We start from the raw sequence: 16,532 nt of genomic DNA, 5'->3' as shown, positions 1-16,532 counted from the left end.
TCGGCGCCGGGCCCGGCGATCCCGGCCTGCTCACGATGCGCGCGGCGCAGCTTCTCGCCGAGGCGGACGTCGTCGTCCTCGATCAGCTGTGCCGTGAGCAGTTCGTCGCCTCCCTCGTGAGCGACGGTGTGGAGTTCGTCGACGGCGGCTACGGCGAGGCCGGCACCGAACTGACCAACGCCAGCCGCGCGAAGCTTCTCGTCAAGGCCGCCAAGGCTGCGACGGAGGGCCACGGCGACGGGCGCGCCCTCGTCGTGCGCCTCATGGACGGCGACCCGGCCACCTTCCATGGCCTGGCCGAGGAGGCCGGCGCCTGCGCGAAGGCCGGCATCGAGTTCGAGATCGTGCCGGGCGTCTCGGCCGTCTCCGCGGTTCCCGCCTACGCGGGTGTGCCGCTCACCGACAGCAAGGCCCGCAACATCCACGTCGTCACCGCAGGCGACCCGAAGGTCGACTGGACGCGTTCGGTCGACGCCTGCACCACCGTCGTCGTCCTCGGCCAGGCCGACCTGCTGCGCGACTCGCTCGTCGAGCTGCGCGCTGCCGGCCGCCGTGGCAACACGCCGGTCGCGCTGACGCAGAACGGCACGACGATCACCCAGGAGACGACGACGCTGACGCTCGACGAGGTGCCCGCTGCACTGCGTCGCGCCGAGTTCGACGGGCCGGTCATGGCCATCGTCGGCTCGACCGTGGGCCACCGCACCTCCCTGTCGTGGTGGGAGAACAAGCCGCTGTTCGGCTGGAAGGTGCTCGTGCCGCGCACCAAGGAGCAGTCGGGTTCCATGACGCGCCGCCTCACCGAGTACGGCGCGAGCAGCGCCATCGTGCCGACGATCAGCGTCGAGCCGCCGCGTACGCCGGCGCAGATGGAGAAGGCCGTCAAGGGTCTCGTCACCGGCCGCTACGAGTGGGTCGGCTTCACGTCGGTCAACGCCGTGCGCGCCGTGCGTGAGAAGTTCGCCGAGTTCGGTCTCGACGTGCGTGCCTTCGCGGGCCTCAAGATCGCTGCCGTCGGTGGCGTGACGGCGGACGCTCTGCGCGAGTGGGGCATCGAGCCCGACCTCATGCCGAGCGGAGAGCAGTCGGCCAAGGGCCTGCTCGAGGTGTGGCCCGACTACGACGAGCAGCTCGACCCGATCAACCGCGTCTTCCTGCCGCGCGCCGACATCGCGACGGAGACCCTCGTCGCCGGTCTCGAGGAGATGGGCTGGGAGGTCGACGACGTCACCGCCTACCGCACGGTGCGCGCTGCGCCGCCGGCGCCCGAGGTGCGTGAGGCGATCAAGTCCGGCAAGTTCGACGCCGTCTGCTTCACGTCGAGTTCGACGGTGCGCAACCTCGTCGGTATCGCCGGCAAGCCGCACGCATCCACCGTCGTCGCGTGCATCGGCCCGGCCACCGCGAAGACGGCGGAGGAGCACGGTCTGCGTGTCGACGTTCTCGCGACCGAGGCCTCTGCGGCTGCGCTCGTCGATGCGCTCGCCGCTCACGGTCAGTGCCTCGCCGCCGCTGCGGCGGAAGCGGGGGAGAAGGTGCGTCGTCCCAGCGAGCGTCGCGGGGCGGCCCGTCGAAAGGTGAAGGCCTGATGAGCACGTACGACCTGCCGCACCGTCCGCGCCGCCTGCGCACGTCACCGGTCATGCGCAACATGGTGGCCGAGACGTCCGTGGCGCCGTCCGACCTCATCCTGCCGGTGTTCGTGCGCGAGAACGCGACCGAGAACACGCCCATCAGTTCGATGCCGGGCGTCGTGCAGCACACGCTCGACTCGCTCGTCGACGTCTCGAAGCAGGCGCGCGACGCGGGCGTTGCGGGCGTCATGCTCTTCGGTGTTCCGGAGACGAAGGACGCCCAGGGTTCGGGTTCGATCGACCCCGACGGCATCCTCAACGTCGGCCTGCGCGCCGTGCGTGACGCCGTGGGCGACGACCTGCTCGTCATGGGCGACCTGTGCCTCGACGAGTTCACCGACCACGGACACTGCGGCGTGCTCGACGCGCAGGGTCGTGTCGACAACGACGCGACGCTCGACATCTACGCGCAGATGGCCGTCGCGCAGGCTCAGGCGGGCGCTCACGCGCTCGGCCCGAGCGGCATGATGGACGGCCAGATCGGCGTCATCCGTGCGGCGCTCGACCTTTCCGGCCACGACGACGTCGCCGTCATGGCGTACTCGGCGAAGTACGCGTCGGCGGCTTACGGTCCGTTCCGTGAGGCCGTGCAGAGCTCGCTCCAGGGCGACCGCGCGACGTACCAGCAGGACCCGCGCAACCGCACGGAGTCGCTGCGCGAGGCGATGCTCGACGAGGAGCAGGGCGCCGACATGCTCATGGTGAAGCCCGCACTGCCGTACCTCGACGTGCTGTCCGACGTCGCCCAGGCCGCCACGGTGCCGGTCGCGGCGTACCAGGTCTCCGGCGAGATGGCGATGATCGAGGCGGCCGCCGCGAACGGCTGGATCGACCGCGAACGCATGATCCGCGAGACCCTCACCAGCATCAAGCGCGCCGGCGCGTCGATCGTCCTGACGTACTACGCGCTGGAGTTTGCCCGCGGCCTCTGACGCGCGGCGTTAGACACTTGAGGGGCTGATTTCTTCCCTTCTTGCGCGCAAGGGGTTCGATTGCGCACAAGAAGGGAAGAAACCTTCCCGAGTAGTGGTGGGCGCTGTCTCTCGTGCGGGATGCTCCCCTCGTCCCTGTGGATAACTTTCGAGCCGGATCCGCTCCGCGCGTCAGGCTGAGGGCATGGTCACCTCGAACCGACGCCACGAGAGTATGCTTTCCAGGCGAGCTGGTGCCGTCGCCACGCTGGACGGATGCTTGTTCACCGCCGCCGAGGCTCGTGCCGCCGGGCTGACGATCAACGATCTGCGCAGTGACGCTGTCGTCGCGCTCCGACGCAATGTCTACGTCACCGCCACGACACCGATCACCCTCGGGCTGCGGTGTGGAGCGGCGCTGCGCGTCACCAAGTCCGACGCGCGCGTCGCCCACGTCACCGCCGCGCGGCTGTGGGGCCTTCCCGTCCCGGAGACGGACCGACTCCATCTCAGCTACGAGCGAAGGCCGAATAAGACGCTCGTCGGCACAATCGCTCATCGGCATCCAGCAGGAAGCCTGGCGAGATCGGTGTTCGTCGCCGGTGTAGGACGTTTGCCGGTTTCCGACCCGACGGGCGTCGTCACCGAATGCGCCGACTCGCTGGGGCTCGTTGATCTCGTCGTCCTGGCAGATGCGGTGCTCAGCCGTCACGATGTCGATGCCGGGCCAGCCATTGATGTGTGGAACCACAGTGCAGGCCCGCATTCGGCAGTGCTGCGTGAGGTCGCCCGCCGCGCGCGGGAAGGCGCTGAGTCGCCACCGGAGAGCCGGACGCGCCTCCTTCTCGTTCTCGCGGGTTTGCCCGAGCCTGTTGTGCAACACGAGGCTTTCGTGGCCGGGCGGCGACGACGATTCGATCTCGCCTACCCCGAGCTCAAGATCGCCGTGGAGTACGACGGCTCCTACCACTACGCGAGTGAGGCACAGAAGCAGGCTGACATCGTGCGCGAGGATGAGCTTCGCTCCGCAGGATGGATCGTCATCCGGGTGGTTTCGGTCGGGATCTTCCGGGATCCGGCATCGACATTGGCTCGAGTGGCGGACGCGCTCACTCAGCGGGGTGTGAAAGTCGCACCCAACACCGCATGGCGGCAGCACTTCGTCCAGCTCGCGCCGATGGCGTGACACAAGTGGGGGTGTTTTCTTCCCTTCTTGCGCCTCGGGAGACCCCTTGCGCACAAGAAGGGAAGAAAACGCCCCTTGTGGTTGCTAGGCGCGGACGGCGACGCGCAGGTTCGGTTCCTCCCGCGCAGGCTCGGGGGAGAGGTCCCGGGCCGCTTCGAGGGCCTGGCGCAGGTCGGCGATGACGTCGTCCGGGTTCTCGAGACCGATCGACAGGCGCAGGACGTCCTCGCCGGGCTTCGCCTCGGACGCGACCGGTCGGTGGGTCAGTGCCGCCGGGTGCTGGATGAGCGTGTCCACGCCGCCCAGAGACACCGCATTGACGACGAGGCGCACGTGCTCCGCCACGGCGGCAGCAGCGTCGAAGCCGCCCTTGACCGCGAACGCCAACATCGCACCGGGTCCTGCCATCTGCCGTGCGGCGATGCCGTCGGGGTCGCCTCCGGGAAGCCCGGGGTAGCGCACCCACTCCACGAGGTCGTGCTCGGCAAGGAAAGCCGCCACCGGTCGCGCGTTGGCCTGCTGCTGCAGCACCCGGACCGGCAGGGTCTGCAGCCCGCGGTGCAGGTGGTAGGCGGACGTCGGCGCGAGCAGGCCACCCGTGATGGCACGCACCTGACGCAGCCGCGTGGCCCACTCCGTGCTCGTCGCGACGACACCGCCGAGCAGGTCGCCGTGCCCGCCGATGTACTTCGTCGCCGAGTGCAGACTGATCGCAGCGCCGAGCGCCAGCGGCTGCTGCAGCACCGGAGTGGCGAACGTGTTGTCGACGGCGACGGGCACGTCCCCCGCCTGGCGCGCCACGTCGGCGATGTCGATGAGGTCGATCGTCGGGTTGCCGGGCGACTCGATGAGCACAAGGCCCGTGTCTGCCTCGATCGCGTCCGCCACGGCATCGGGCGTCGTGAACGTCACGCGGGTGCCGAGCAGGCCGGTGGCAAGTAGGTGGTCCGTGCCGCCGTAGAGGGGGCGGACACCGACGATGTGAGGCTTGCCCGCCGCAACGCAGGCGAGCAGGACGGCACTGATCGCCGCCATCCCGGTCGAGAACGCGACGGCTTCCTCGGCGCCCTCCATCGTGGCGAGCCCGCGCTCGAAGCGGTCGACGTTCGGGTTCCACAGACGCTGGTACACGTACGAATCACCGGGGCGCGGGCGACCACCGGTTGCCATCTGCTCGTACGAGTCACCGCCCTGCGTCACGCCGGTGACGGGGTAGGTGGTCGACTGATCGATTCCTGCGACGTGCACCCCGAGAGCCGTGAGGTCTTCCCGGCCGGCGTGCACGGCGTTCGTCATGAGCGAAGAAGTGTGGTTCACATCACCTAGTGTGTGGAGTCCGCGGAATCGTGGCAATGACGCCGCCGATTCCCCGAAAAGAGGTGTGTCTGAGGTGGAAAGCACGAATTCCCGGTTGAGTTCGGCGGGTGACTCGCAGGTTCGACGACCGTTTCTCGGCCCCGCGTGGAGCCCTGACGCCTTCGATCGTCGGCTCGTCGAGCTACTTCTCGCGGACGGCCGGATGTCGAACGCCGAACTCGCGCGTCGGGTCGGCGTGCCGGAGTCGACGTGCAGCGGCCGGCTGCGCGTGTTGCGCGAGCGCGGCGTCATCGCGGGCGTCCATGCCGCCGTCGATCTCGGCTCGCTCGACGTGCCACTCGAGGCCATGATCGCGTTGCGCTTCACGGGCCACACGCGAGACGACATCGACGGTTTCCGTGCCGCCGTCGCCGACGTGCCGGGCGTTCTCGCGGCGTTCCACGTAACGGGGGAGAACGACTTCCTCGTCCACGTCTGTACGCAGTCTCCCGACGCCCTGCGCGACATCGTGCTCGACCACCTCGCGGTGCTGCCCGGCGTCGTGCACGCTGAGACGAGCCTCATCTACGAACGGATCCGCGGGGCTCGTCCACTGGGGTGATGCCCGCGACTGGGGTCGGCCGATGCCGCCACCAGCCCGCGGGCAACGCGAAAGGCCGCGACACCCAACGGGTGCCGCGGCCTTTTCGTGAAGGCGAAGATCAGGCCTTGACGAACTCGAGGTCCAGGTTGAGCTTGATCTTGTCGGAGACGAGCGCGTTGCCGCCGGGGGCCGCCGCGTCGAAGCTGAGGCCGAAGTCCTTGCGGTTGATCTCGCCGCGAGCCTCGAAGCCGGCGCGCAAGGCGCCCCACGGGTCGTCCGACGTGCCGTTGAAGTCGTAGTCGAACGTGACGGGCTTCGTGACGTCCTTGATCGTGAGGTCACCGGTGATGGTGTCGTCGTCGATCTTCGTGACCTTGAACGTCATCGTCGGGTACTTCTCGACGTCGAAGAAGTCGGCGCTCTTGAGGTGGCCGTCACGGTCGGCGTTGCGCGTGTTGACGGAAGCCGTCTGGACCGTGAACTCGAGCGTGGCGTCCTTGTGGTTCTCCGGAACCTCGGCGACGACCGAGAAGTCGTCGAAGAGACCGTTGACCTTGGTGACGACGAGGTGGCGAGCCGTGAAGCCGATCTCCGAGTGGTCGGTGTCGAGGTTCCAGGTGCCGGGGGTGATGTCGTTGAGAGAAGCCATGGTGATGGTCCTTCCGATTCGATGGGTGGTCGGTACGAGAACGACCGTACACACAGATAGTTGAACATTCAACTACACTGAGGAAACGCGCTCGGAAACAAGATGTTCATGCCTGAGCGTTGACACTGATCGAAGCGCGAATCGCGCCGCCTGAGAAAATGTCCGGTCACATGCCGGACGATGCGGCGCAGGGTCGACGGCGAAGAGACACGAAACGGACGGTGGGACGGATGACGAACGAAGCGCGTTGGCTCGACGAGGGCGAGCAGATCGCATGGCGTCACTACCTGCGCGCATCGCGCGCGCTCAGCTTGGCGCTCGATCGTGAACTTCTCGACCACGGCATGTCGCTGGCCGAGTACGAGATCCTCTCGATGCTCTCCGAAGCCGACGGCCGCCGTCTGCGCATGGGGGCGCTCGCCGACCTCGTCGTCCAGTCCCGCAGCCGCATCACCCACACCGCCACCAGGCTGCAGCGCCGTGGCTGGGTGGAGCGCGAGTCGTGCTCCAGCGATTCGCGAGGCGTCGAACTCGTCCTCACCGACGGTGGCTACGAGGCGCTTCTCCAGGCAGCGCCCGTTCACGTCGAGAGCGTGCGCCGCCACTTCGTCGACACGATGCCGCGCGAGCAGCTCCAGGTCGTCGGTGACGGCATGCGTCGCGTGCACGAGGAAATGGGCGGTCGGTAGGCCCGAGGCCCACCAAGGCTGTTGTCAGACGTCGATGGGAGAATGACGACATGAGTGGAAGCACCTCGAAGTCCGCAGAACTCCTCGCCCACGCACGCACGGTGACGCCCGGTGGCGTGAACTCGCCGGTGCGCGCCTTCCGTGCCGTCGGCGGCACGCCGCGGTTCATTCGCGAGGCGAAGGGGCCGTGGCTCACGGACGTCGACGGCAACCGCTACGTCGACCTCATCTGCTCGTGGGGCCCGATGATCCTCGGCCACGCCCACCCCGACGTCATGGCCGCCGTCCAGGACGCGGCCTCGCGCGGCTTCAGCTTCGGCACCCCGAGTGAGAACGAGGTTGCCCTCGCCACCGAGATCGTGCGCCGCGTGGAGCCCGTCGAGCAGGTGCGCCTCGTCTCCTCCGGCACCGAGGCAACGATGTCGGCCATCCGCCTCGCGCGCGGCGCCACGGGCCGGAGCAAGATCGTGAAGTTCGCAGGCTGCTACCACGGCCACGTCGACGCGCTGCTCGCCGCAGCCGGCTCCGGCGTCGCCACCTTCGCCCTTCCCGACACGGCCGGCGTGCCGAAGTCGAGCGCCAGCGAGACCATCGTCCTGCCCTACAACGACGTCTCCGCGCTCGAAGCTGCCTTCGCCGAGCACGGTGACGAGATCGCCGCCGTGATCACCGAGGCATCGCCCGGCAACATGGGCGTCGTGCCGCCCGCAGCCGGTTTCACGAAGGCGCTGCGCGACATCACGACCAAGCACGGCGCCCTGCTCGTCTCCGACGAGGTGATGACGGGCTTCCGCTGCTCCGCCGCCGGCTGGTTCGGCCACGAGGGCCAGCAGGGTGAGAGCGCCCCCGACCTGTTCACCTTCGGCAAGGTCATGGGCGGTGGCTTCCCCGCGGCCGCCTTCGGTGGCCGCGCCGACCTCATGGGCATGCTGGCGCCCGACGGTCCCGTCTACCAGGCGGGCACGCTGGCGGGTAACCCCGTGGCCACGGCCGCGGGCCTCGCCACGCTGCAGGGCTGCACCAACGAGGTGTATGCCCACCTCGACTCCACGGCGCACGCCATCGCCGACGCCGCCTCCGCCGAACTGACGAAGGCCGGTGTACCGCACACCGTGCAGTGGGCGAGCTCGATGTTCTCGATCTTCTTCCGCGACGGCGCGGTCACGAACTACGACGACGCGAAGGACCAGGACACCGAGGCCTTCTCGCGCTTCTTCAACGCAATGCTCGACCAGGGCGTCCACCTGCCGCCGTCGGCTTACGAGTCGTGGTTCGTCTCCGCGTCGCACGACGACGAGGCCGTCGCGCATGTGATCGACGCCCTGCCCGCCGCCGCGCGAGCCGCGGCCGCTTCCACAGACTCGGCTGCGACACTCTGACCATGACGAACGACGTCCCGCTTTCCCCGTCGACCGAGGCTCCCACCCCCACGACGAAGACGCTGGTGCACCTCGTGCGTCACGGCGAGGTGTTCAACCCGAAGAGGGTGCTCTACGGGCGCCTCGACGGCTACCACCTCTCCGAGCTCGGCCGTGAGATGGCCGAACTGACGAGCCAGTGGCTCGCTCCGCGCGACATCACCTACCTCGTCAGCTCGCCGCTCGAGCGTGCGCAGGAGACGGCCGCGCCGCTCGCCGAGAAGCTCGATCTGCCCGTCGTCCTCGACCCGCGCGTCATCGAAGCCGGGAACGATTTCGAGGGCCTGACCGTTGGATCGAACCCCAAGCAACTGCTCCAGCCCCGCTTCTGGCCGAAGCTCGTCAACCCGCTGCGGCCGAGCTGGGGAGAGCCGTACCAGGAGATCGCCGAGCGCATGTACACCGCCATCCTCGACGCCCGTGACGCCGCGGCCGGACACGAGGCCGCCGTCGTCAGCCACCAGCTGCCCGTGTGGACGGCCCGTCGCTTCGCCGAGGGCAAGCGCCTGTGGCACGACCCGCGATCGCGTGAGTGCACGCTCGCGTCGGTCACGACGATCGAGTTCACCGGTGACGAGATCACCGGCGTCCAGTACGCCGAGCCCGCGGGTCGCCTGCTGCCCAACTCGACACAGTCGGTGGGTGCCTGATGGCGCGCCGTGCCCGATCGCTCAAGGCAACCGCAGCGACGTCGCTCGCCCTTGCCGTCACCCTCGGTCTGAGTGCGTGCGGTAGCGAGCAGAACGACAGCATCAGCAAGCAGGCCCAAGCCGGAGACAACAAGGGCTATGTGGCCGGTGACGGTTCCGTCGAAGAACTTGCGGCCGCCAAGCGTGCCGAGCCCGTGAAGCTCACCGGCGAGACGCTGGACGGCAAGAAGTGGAACGTGGAGTCCGAGCGCGGCAAGGTCGTCGTCCTCAACGTGTGGGGTGCGTGGTGCGGCCCGTGTCAGGCCGAGACGCCGCACCTCGAGAAGGCGTGGAAGAACTACGACAACGCGAACAAGCCCGTCGTGTTCATGGGCCTCGACCAGCGTGACTCCGACGCCGTCGCCAAGTCCACGCTCAAGAAGTGGGGCGCCACCTACCCGTCGCTGAAGAACGACGACGGGCAGAACCTGCAGGGTCTGCAGCGCAAGGTCGTGGCCACGCCGACGACGCTCGTGCTCGACAAGCAGGGGCGCATCGCGGCACGCGTCTCCGGTTCCACCACCGAGACCACGGTGCGGAACATGGTCGACAAGGTGCTTGCGGAGAAGGCTTGAGCTCCGGCGTTGCGGCGCTCGCTCACCTGACGAGTTCCCCCGAACAGATCGTCGCGAACGGCGCGTTGCCGCTCGCGATCTTCTTCGCTGCGCTCGCGGGGGTCGTCTCATTCGCGTCGCCGTGTGTGCTGCCGCTCGTGCCGGGCTTCCTCGCCTACGTCACGGGCTTGACGGACGAGAAGCGACGCACCCGACTCGTGCTCGGCGCGTGCCTGTTCGTGCTCGGATTCTCCGTCGTCTTCGTCGGCATCCAGGCCGCCGTCAGCCTCGTCTACGACACGGTCGGAGCTCACCGCAGTCTGCTCACGCGCATCGGCGGCGTCGTCGTCATCCTCATGGGGCTCATGTTCCTCGGCGTCGTGGGCCAGCGAGGCTTCACGGTGCGCTGGCGCCCGGCCGCGGGCCTCGTCGGGGCACCGTTGCTCGGTGCCGCGTTCGGTCTCGGGATGGCTCCCTGCATCTCGCCGGTTCTCGGCACGCTGGTGGCGGCCAATACGTCCCTCAACGCGGACAGCCAGGGGAGGGCTCTGTTCCTCACCGTCTGTTACGCGCTCGGCATGGGCCTGCCGTTCATCCTCATCGCCGCTGGGTGGAGCCGTGCCGAGAAGGCGTCGAAGTGGCTTCGTGACCACCACCGTCCGATCCAGATCGTCGGCGGCACTCTCATGATCGCCATGGGCCTGCTCATGGTGAGCGGGCTATGGGAGGAACTCATGGCCCTCGTCCAGTCCAACCTCGTCAACCAGTTCGAAACGGTGATCTAGTGGCAGCCAAGAAGGCCCCGGGCAACAACGGGCCCGAGACCAGCGACGACGCAGCGAAGGGCGCAGCCGCCAAGAAGTCGCCGCGAGGCGGCGCGAAGGCCGGTGGCAAGTCCGGCACGTCGGGCAAGGCCGGCGCGAGCATCGGTGTCCTCGGCATGCTGCGCTGGTTCTGGCGCCAGCTGACGACGATGCGCACGGCGCTATTCCTGCTGCTGCTCGTGGCCATCGCGGCCGTGCCGGGCTCGATCTTCCCGCAGCGCTCGATCGACGCCACCCGCGTCACCCAGTACGAGCAGGACCACCCCGACCTGTTCCCGTGGCTCGATCGCCTCGGGATGTTCAACGTCTACAGCACGCCGTGGTTCGCCGCGATCTACCTGTTGCTCGCCGTCTCGCTCATCGGCTGCATCATCCCGCGCACCAAGGTGCACTGGAAGGCGATGCGTTCCGGGCCGCCGAAGATGCCGCGCAACATCAAGCGCCTGCCGGCTCACCGCAACGAGACGCTCGACGCCAGCCCCCAGGCCGTCGCGCAGGCCGCGCGCGAGGTTCTCCGACGCAAGCGCTTCAAGATCCGCAAGGACACGGGCGACCTCGAGGTTGCCTCCGAGGGCGGCATGCTGCGTGAGACCGGCAACCTGCTGTTCCACCTCAGCCTCGTCGGCATCATCGTCGCCGTTGCCGGTGGCCACGTGTGGGGTTGGCGCGGCGACGTCATCGTGCCCGACCAGAGTGGGTTCACCTCGACGATGACCCGCTACGACACCCTCAAGCTCGGCCCCTGGGTCGACCTCGAGGAGGATCTGCCCGACTGGTCGCTGAAGATGGACAGCCTCAAGGTCATCTTCGAGGACAAGGTCGACCCCACGAGCCCGCAGTGGGGGCAGCCGCGTGACTTCACCGCGGACGTCCACTTCAAGGAGTCGCCGGAGGCGAAGTGGCAGCAGGACCAGATCCGCGTCAACCACCCGCTCAAGGTCGGCGGCGGCGAGGTCTACCTCCTGGGTAACGGCTACGCGCCGAAGATCACGTACAAGGACGCAAAGGGCAACGTCCTGTACGACCAGTCGACGCCGTTCCTCGCCGTCGACAACCAGTACAAGTCGACGGGCGCGTTCAAGATCCCCGGGGCCTCGCCGGACCAGGTGGGTCTGTTCGGCTTCTTCCTGCCCACGGCCTACGTCGACCCGAACAAGGGCCCGAGCTCGGCCTTCCCGGACGCGAAGGCTCCCGCGCTCTACCTCGGCGTCTACAAGGGTGACCTCTACCCGAACGGCCGCCCGCAGTCGGTCTTCAGCCTCGACACCGAGAAGATGACGCAGGTCAAGGACGAGAAGGGCCAGCCCCTTCGTCTGCAGATCGCACTCGGTCAGACGGTGAAGCTGCCGAACAACATGGGTTCGGTCACCTTCGAGTCGGTGCCGCGTTGGGCGGGTCTCTCGATCCGGCACGACCCGGGCAAGCTGCCCGCTCTCATCTTCTCCGTCACGGCCCTCGCAGGCCTCGTGCTGTCGCTCATGATTCGCCGCCGCCGCGTCTTCGTCCGGGTGCGCCCGGCCTCGGACGCAGACGGTTCGGGCGCACCGCGTACAGTGGTGGAGATCGGTGGCCTCGCCAAGGGCGAGGACCCCAGGCTCGCTCTCGCGGTCGACGAAATCTTCGAACGCATCCAGGCTCGCGCCGTCACGACCGGAACGACAGGTAAGGCATGATGTCCGCTTTCGCCCTCATCGACGAGGCCAACAGCGCCCTCGCCCAGAACTCAACGTACGCCGTCTACGCCTCCGGGCTCGTCCTGACGTTGGCCATGCTGGCGTTCTGTGTCGACCTGGCACAGACCCCGGGCCGCAAGGAGCGTACCGGCGAAGCCGCTGCCCACACCGGGGACGAGGACGCCGCTGAGGGTGCATCCACGACCTCGAGCAGGGAGAAGTCGGCGGGCGGCGCCACGGCCGTCCTCGAGCGTACCGAGACCCACTCCTCCAAGCGTGACCTCGACGGCGACGGCGGGAGCGATCTTCCTGCCGACCCGGCACCGCGCAAGTGGGCCGGCACGGGCATGGCCCTGACGTGGCTCGGAACGGCGGCGCTCGTCCTCGGCATCGCGCTGCGCGGATTCGCCGTCGGTCGCCCGCCGCTGGGCAACATGTACGAGTTCGACCTCGTCGGCACCGCATTCCTGCTCGTGTGCTTCCTCGGCTGGAGCCTGCGCAAGGACGTGCGCTGGCTCGGTGCGTTCGTCACGCTCCCCGCCGTCCTCTTCATCATGCTCGCGGCCCTCGTGTACTACACCGAGGCGAGCAAGCTCATGCCGTCGCTGCAGTCGTACTGGCTGTCGATCCACGTGACGGTGGCAACGCTGTCGATCGGTCTGTTCACCATCGGCTTCGTCATCACCTGCCTCTACCTCGCGCAGCTCAACCGTGAGGAGAAGGGCAAGACGGGCGGCTTCCTCAAGGCCCTGCCGGATTCCAAGACCCTCGACCGTCTCGCGTACGGCGTGCACATCATCGCGTTCCCGCTGTGGATGTTCACGATCCTCGCCGGCGCCATCTGGGCCCAGGAGGCCTGGGGCACCTACTGGAACTGGGACCCGAAGGAAGTGTGGTCCCTCGTCATCTTCATCGTGTACGCGGCCTACCTGCACAGCCGTGTGACGGCCGGGTGGAGCGGTCGCAGGGCCGCCGTCGTCGTCATCATCGGCTTCGCCTGCATCCTCATCAACTACGGCGTCGTCAACGTGTACTTCGTCGGCCAGCACTCCTACTCGGGGCTCTGATCCATGGCACCTGTCGCGCGCTACACCGTCCTGCGCCTCCTCGTCTTCTTCGGCTGCCTCAGCGTCGGCTGGCTCGTCGGGCTCCGTGGTTTCCTGCTGCTCATCGTGGCGGCCATCGCCTCGACGGTCATCAGCTTCTTCGCGCTCAACCATTTCCGTCAGGAGACGGTCGACGTCGTGGAGAGCCGCGTCGAGCGTCGCCGCGAGCGCTCCAAGGAACTGCGCGAGGCCGAGGACAACGACGACGAGTGATCCTCCCTCAACTGGCGAAGGCGCCCCCTGGTTCTGTACGAACCAGGGGGCGCCTTCGTCAGTTCCGGCGCGCTGCGACGCGTCCGTTCATCACTTCAGTGCGTCATCGATGAGCGAGCGGAAGGCCTCGGTCGAATCGACGCTGACGCGCCGGCCGTCGAGGAAGAACGTGGGCGTGCCGTCGACGCCGGCCTTCACTCCCGCCTGGCGGTCCTTCTGCACACGAGCCTTCGTCGAGGGCCCGGCAACAGCCTTGTCATAGGCGGCCATGTCGAGGCCGAGTTCCTTTGCATAGCCGCGGAAGACCGCCGCCTGCGAGGTCTGCTTCTCACCCCATTGCGCCTGACGCTCGTACATCGTGGAGTACATCTGCTGCAGCTTGCCCTGTTGCGCGGCGGCTTCGACGGCGAGCGCAGCGTTCATGGCGTTCCTGTGACCCGGCATCGGGAAGTAGCGAATGACGAAGGTGACCTTGCCCTTGTAGTCCTCGCGCAACTGTTCGACGAACGAGTAGGCCTCGCGGCACCCCTCGCACTCGAAGTCGAGGAACTCGACGAGGACGGGGGAGCCGTCAGGAGACTTCTGCAGGCGGTGGCTGTCAGTGGCAACGACGTCGGCGGACGGCGGGGCCTTTGAGGAAGCGGTGGATGTGGAGGTGCCCGTACTTTGCTTCGGCGAGCGGTTGAGGAGGCTCAGGGATCCGACGACAGCGGCAACGAGAACGGCGACGAGGGCGATGGCGACAGCCGGCTTCTTCATGATCTTCCTTGAAGGTGTGGGCGTCGGGAATTACGCTAACACCTGATCATTCGTTCAGATGTTGAGGAGTCCTCGTGTCGCCGACTGTCGAACCGCTCGATGCGTGCGCCCCCGGGGCGGCCAGCACGTGCAAGGTCGCCCTGGCGCGGGAGGCACTTCCGCCGGACGAGGTGATCGAGGAGATCAGCGGCATCTTCAAGGTGCTGGGCGACCCCACGCGTGCGCGCCTGCTGTACACCTTGCTCGATGCGGGTGAACTGTGCGTCTGCGACCTCGCCGAGGCGACGCAGGTCGCGGAGACGACGGTCTCGCAGGCGCTGCGACTCATGCGATCGGCCGGGGTTGTCGTGAGGCGCAGGGCGGGCCGCACCGTGTTCTACCGCATCTCCGACGGGCACGTGCGGATGCTGCTCGACGTCACCCGCGCCCACATCGACCACGACGCGAGCGAGGCCTGACGTGGGCCACGGTCACTCGCACGGCCCCACGATCGCCGCAGGGGGCTCCGCGGCCGGACGCCATCGGTGGCGCCTGGCCGTCTCCTTCGGGTTGGTCCTCGCGTTCTTCGTCGTCGAACTCGTCGCCGGTCTTATGTCGAATTCGCTCGCACTCATCAGCGACGCCGGCCACATGGCGGCCGACGTCGTGACGCTCGGTGCGGCTCTCGTGGCCACCCGCATCGCAACACGGCAGGACACGACAGGGCAGCGGACGTTCGGTTCCTACCGCGCCGAGGTCTTCGCCTCCGGGTTCGCCGTCCTCGTCATGCTCGGGGTGTCGGTGTACATCGCCGTCGAGGCGATCGGACGCTTCGGTGCGCCGGGGGAGCCCGCGTCCGGCGTCATGCTTGTCGTCGGTGTGATCGGGCTCGTCATCAACGCCATCAGCCTCGTGCTGCTGCGTGCAGGGGCCAGCGAGAGCCTCAACGTTCGCGGCGCTTACCTCGAGGTTCTCGCCGACGGGCTCGGCTCCGTCGGTGTCATCGTCGCAGCGCTTCTCGTTCGCTTCACCGGGGCGACGTGGTGGGACACCGTGATCGCGTTGGCCATCGCGGCCTTCGTCGCCGTTCGTGCGGTGATACTCGGGCGCGAGGTGCTCGCCGTGCTCGGTCAGCACGCCCCGGCCGACGTCGAGCCGCGGGAGATGCTCGCCGCTCTCATGGAGCTCGATTCGGTCGAGGACGTGCACGACCTGCACGTCTGGCAGCTCACGAGCGGCATGAACGTGGCGACGGCCCACTTGGTCGCGCGTACCTCTGCAGCGCACGACGCGACGCTGCGTGAGGCCAGCGTGCTGCTGCGTGAGGAGTTCGGCGTCGAGCACGCCACGCTGCAGGTGGAAACGGACACGAAGCACTGCGAGGCCACCGACTGGTGACCTGGACAGACGACGAACGCCCGCTCCCATGAGGAAGCGGGCGTTCGTGCGTGTTGTCGAGATTCTCAGCTCATGAAGTGCGCGGCGAGGAGGCCCCCGCCGAGCAGGATGCCGTAGGCGAGCTGGAAACGTCCGGTGCCGGCGAGGGCGGGTACGAGGTCGCGGCCCGTGGCCCCGCCGAGAACACGACGCAGTGGCGGCACCGCGAGGACGAGGGACACGAAACCGGCGGCGGCGGGCAGGTGGTAGACGGCGCAGACGCCCACGGCGAGGGCCGCGACAGCCACCAGGGCGGCGTAGAAGATGCGCGTCGCGCGGTCGCCGAGCCGGACGGCGAGAGTGTTCTTACCGACCTCGGAGTCCGAGGGGATGTCGCGCAGGTTGTTCGTCACGAGGATCGCGCAGGCGATGGCACCGACGCCGACAGCGCCGGCGATCGCCGGAACGGAGATCTCCTTGGCCTGGGTGTACGTGGTGCCGAGCACTGCGACGAGGCCGAAGAAGATGAAGACGAAGACCTCGCCGAGGCCCTGGTAGCCGTACGGGTTCTTACCGCCGGTGTACTTCCACGCGGCGATGATGGCGGCAACCCCGACGAGCAGCAGCCACGGGGTGTTGGCCAGCGTGATGAGCGCGAGACCGACGAAGGCGGCCACGAAGAAACTGGCGAACGCGGCGAGCTTCACGTTGGACGGGTTCGCGAGGCCCTGACCGACGAGTCGAACGGGCCCCACACGGTCCTCGTCGGTGCCGCGGATGCCGTCGGAGTAGTCGTTGGCGTAGTTGACGCCGATCTGGAGGAAGAGCGCCACGAACAGCGCGAGCAGTGCGAAGCCGGCGTTGCCCCGGTCCAGCGCGTACGCGGCGCCGGTGCCCACGGCGACCGGTGCAACGGCGGCGGGCAGGGTGCGGGGGCGTGCGCCTTCGACCCATTGGTTGAGCGTGGCCAT

Annotated in this window: 18 protein-coding genes; 14 read left to right on the top strand and 4 right to left on the bottom strand. The window is 68.1% G+C overall.

Annotation, left to right across the window (positions count from 1 at the left end; translation table 11 throughout):
* Positions 1 to 35 precede the first annotated feature (35 nt).
* The 3 genes from IM689_RS07100 to IM689_RS07090 all read left to right on the top strand — a co-directional run bounded on the left by IM689_RS07100 (position 36) and on the right by IM689_RS07090 (position 3,731).
* Positions 36 to 1,589: a bifunctional uroporphyrinogen-III C-methyltransferase/uroporphyrinogen-III synthase gene (locus tag IM689_RS07100; RefSeq protein WP_406565489.1), complete on the top strand. Its 1,554-nt coding sequence runs from the start codon at positions 36 to 38 to the stop codon at positions 1,587 to 1,589.
* Positions 1,589 to 2,566, top strand: coding sequence for a porphobilinogen synthase (gene hemB, locus IM689_RS07095; protein ID WP_193643454.1), 978 nt, complete (start codon positions 1,589 to 1,591; stop codon positions 2,564 to 2,566). The genes IM689_RS07100 and hemB overlap by 1 nt, the downstream gene beginning before the upstream one ends.
* Positions 2,567 to 2,750: 184 nt before the next feature.
* Positions 2,751 to 3,731: an endonuclease domain-containing protein gene (locus tag IM689_RS07090; protein WP_193643453.1), complete on the top strand. Its 981-nt coding sequence runs from the start codon at positions 2,751 to 2,753 to the stop codon at positions 3,729 to 3,731.
* 84 nt (positions 3,732 to 3,815) lie between these two features.
* On the opposite strand, the gene IM689_RS07085 is transcribed toward IM689_RS07090, so the two are convergent.
* Complete coding sequence (locus IM689_RS07085; RefSeq protein WP_193643603.1) at positions 3,816 to 5,027, bottom strand: trans-sulfuration enzyme family protein; 1,212 nt, start codon at positions 5,025 to 5,027, stop codon at positions 3,816 to 3,818.
* A 94-nt stretch (positions 5,028 to 5,121) separates the two neighbouring features.
* Between IM689_RS07085 and IM689_RS07080 the strand changes: the two genes are divergently transcribed.
* Positions 5,122 to 5,649, top strand: a complete 528-nt coding sequence (locus IM689_RS07080; RefSeq protein WP_319803830.1) for an Lrp/AsnC family transcriptional regulator — start codon at positions 5,122 to 5,124, stop codon at positions 5,647 to 5,649.
* Between the two features lie 100 nt (positions 5,650 to 5,749).
* Here the strand turns inward: IM689_RS07080 and IM689_RS07075 are convergent, their stop codons facing one another.
* Positions 5,750 to 6,280, bottom strand: a complete 531-nt coding sequence (locus IM689_RS07075) for a YceI family protein (RefSeq protein WP_193643452.1) — start codon at positions 6,278 to 6,280, stop codon at positions 5,750 to 5,752.
* 230 nt (positions 6,281 to 6,510) lie between these two features.
* Between IM689_RS07075 and IM689_RS07070 the strand changes: the two genes are divergently transcribed.
* Genes IM689_RS07070 through IM689_RS07035 form a run of 8 tightly spaced genes read left to right on the top strand, consistent with a single transcriptional unit; the run spans position 6,511 to position 13,446 of the window.
* Positions 6,511 to 6,969 (top strand): MarR family winged helix-turn-helix transcriptional regulator, encoded by a 459-nt coding sequence (locus IM689_RS07070; RefSeq protein WP_193643451.1) that lies wholly within the window; start codon positions 6,511 to 6,513, stop codon positions 6,967 to 6,969.
* A 50-nt stretch (positions 6,970 to 7,019) separates the two neighbouring features.
* Positions 7,020 to 8,348, top strand: coding sequence for a glutamate-1-semialdehyde 2,1-aminomutase (gene hemL / locus IM689_RS07065; protein ID WP_193643450.1), 1,329 nt, complete (start codon positions 7,020 to 7,022; stop codon positions 8,346 to 8,348).
* 2 nt (positions 8,349 to 8,350) lie between these two features.
* A complete protein-coding gene (locus tag IM689_RS07060; RefSeq protein ID WP_193643449.1) occupies positions 8,351 to 9,037 on the top strand; it encodes a histidine phosphatase family protein in 687 nt (228 codons plus the stop codon).
* Positions 9,037 to 9,651 (top strand): TlpA family protein disulfide reductase, encoded by a 615-nt coding sequence (locus tag IM689_RS07055; RefSeq protein ID WP_006944694.1) that lies wholly within the window; start codon positions 9,037 to 9,039, stop codon positions 9,649 to 9,651. The genes IM689_RS07060 and IM689_RS07055 overlap by 1 nt, the downstream gene beginning before the upstream one ends.
* Entirely contained in the window at positions 9,648 to 10,415 is a 768-nt protein-coding gene (locus IM689_RS07050; RefSeq protein ID WP_193643448.1) for a cytochrome c biogenesis CcdA family protein, read from the top strand. The genes IM689_RS07055 and IM689_RS07050 overlap by 4 nt, the downstream gene beginning before the upstream one ends.
* A complete protein-coding gene (resB, locus tag IM689_RS07045) occupies positions 10,415 to 12,127 on the top strand; it encodes a cytochrome c biogenesis protein ResB (RefSeq protein WP_319803829.1) in 1,713 nt (570 codons plus the stop codon). The genes IM689_RS07050 and resB overlap by 1 nt, the downstream gene beginning before the upstream one ends.
* The gene (gene ccsB / locus IM689_RS07040; protein WP_193643446.1) at positions 12,127 to 13,194 is read left to right on the top strand and encodes a c-type cytochrome biogenesis protein CcsB; all 1,068 of its coding nucleotides are present in this window, start codon (positions 12,127 to 12,129) and stop codon (positions 13,192 to 13,194) included. Before resB ends, ccsB begins: the two co-directional genes overlap by 1 nt.
* Before the next feature lie 3 nt (positions 13,195 to 13,197).
* Positions 13,198 to 13,446, top strand: a complete 249-nt coding sequence (locus IM689_RS07035) for a DUF4229 domain-containing protein (protein WP_193643445.1) — start codon at positions 13,198 to 13,200, stop codon at positions 13,444 to 13,446.
* Between the two features lie 90 nt (positions 13,447 to 13,536).
* On the opposite strand, the gene IM689_RS07030 is transcribed toward IM689_RS07035, so the two are convergent.
* Positions 13,537 to 14,205 (bottom strand): DsbA family protein, encoded by a 669-nt coding sequence (locus tag IM689_RS07030; protein WP_193643444.1) that lies wholly within the window; start codon positions 14,203 to 14,205, stop codon positions 13,537 to 13,539.
* 74 nt (positions 14,206 to 14,279) lie between these two features.
* Between IM689_RS07030 and IM689_RS07025 the strand changes: the two genes are divergently transcribed.
* Together IM689_RS07025 and IM689_RS07020 are read left to right on the top strand one after the other, a co-directional pair.
* Complete coding sequence (locus IM689_RS07025) at positions 14,280 to 14,663, top strand: ArsR/SmtB family transcription factor (protein WP_193643443.1); 384 nt, start codon at positions 14,280 to 14,282, stop codon at positions 14,661 to 14,663.
* A gap of 1 nt (position 14,664) precedes the next feature.
* Positions 14,665 to 15,582 (top strand): cation diffusion facilitator family transporter, encoded by a 918-nt coding sequence (locus IM689_RS07020; protein ID WP_193643442.1) that lies wholly within the window; start codon positions 14,665 to 14,667, stop codon positions 15,580 to 15,582.
* 65 nt (positions 15,583 to 15,647) lie between these two features.
* Here IM689_RS07020 and IM689_RS07015 read toward each other — a convergent pair whose 3' ends face one another.
* Positions 15,648 to 16,532, bottom strand: coding sequence for a 1,4-dihydroxy-2-naphthoate polyprenyltransferase (locus IM689_RS07015; RefSeq protein ID WP_193643441.1), 885 nt, complete (start codon positions 16,530 to 16,532; stop codon positions 15,648 to 15,650).

This window comes from Dermacoccus barathri (assembly GCF_015070805.1).
Taxonomy (GTDB): domain Bacteria; phylum Actinomycetota; class Actinomycetes; order Actinomycetales; family Dermatophilaceae; genus Dermacoccus; species Dermacoccus abyssi.
This window is presented reverse-complemented; position numbering and strand designations above follow the sequence as displayed.

What these genes read in the sequence shown, in the direction of transcription:
- IM689_RS07070 (WP_193643451.1), top strand. Translation starts at nt 6,511, where the DNA reads ATGACGAACGAAGCGCGTTGGCTCGACGAGGGCGAGCAGATCGCATGG.
- ccsB (WP_193643446.1), top strand. Translation starts at nt 12,127, where the DNA reads ATGTCCGCTTTCGCCCTCATCGACGAGGCCAACAGCGCCCTCGCCCAG.
- hemB (WP_193643454.1), top strand. Translation starts at nt 1,589, where the DNA reads ATGAGCACGTACGACCTGCCGCACCGTCCGCGCCGCCTGCGCACGTCA.
- IM689_RS07085 (WP_193643603.1), bottom strand. Translation starts at nt 5,027, where the DNA reads ATGACGAACGCCGTGCACGCCGGCCGGGAAGACCTCACGGCTCTCGGG.
- IM689_RS07075 (WP_193643452.1), bottom strand. Translation starts at nt 6,280, where the DNA reads ATGGCTTCTCTCAACGACATCACCCCCGGCACCTGGAACCTCGACACC.
- IM689_RS07100 (WP_406565489.1), top strand. Translation starts at nt 36, where the DNA reads ATGCGCGCGGCGCAGCTTCTCGCCGAGGCGGACGTCGTCGTCCTCGAT.
- IM689_RS07030 (WP_193643444.1), bottom strand. Translation starts at nt 14,205, where the DNA reads ATGAAGAAGCCGGCTGTCGCCATCGCCCTCGTCGCCGTTCTCGTTGCC.
- IM689_RS07060 (WP_193643449.1), top strand. Translation starts at nt 8,351, where the DNA reads ATGACGAACGACGTCCCGCTTTCCCCGTCGACCGAGGCTCCCACCCCC.
- hemL (WP_193643450.1), top strand. Translation starts at nt 7,020, where the DNA reads ATGAGTGGAAGCACCTCGAAGTCCGCAGAACTCCTCGCCCACGCACGC.
- IM689_RS07015 (WP_193643441.1), bottom strand. Translation starts at nt 16,532, where the DNA reads ATGGCCACGCTCAACCAATGGGTCGAAGGCGCACGCCCCCGCACCCTG.
- IM689_RS07035 (WP_193643445.1), top strand. Translation starts at nt 13,198, where the DNA reads ATGGCACCTGTCGCGCGCTACACCGTCCTGCGCCTCCTCGTCTTCTTC.
- IM689_RS07055 (WP_006944694.1), top strand. Translation starts at nt 9,037, where the DNA reads ATGGCGCGCCGTGCCCGATCGCTCAAGGCAACCGCAGCGACGTCGCTC.
- IM689_RS07090 (WP_193643453.1), top strand. Translation starts at nt 2,751, where the DNA reads ATGGTCACCTCGAACCGACGCCACGAGAGTATGCTTTCCAGGCGAGCT.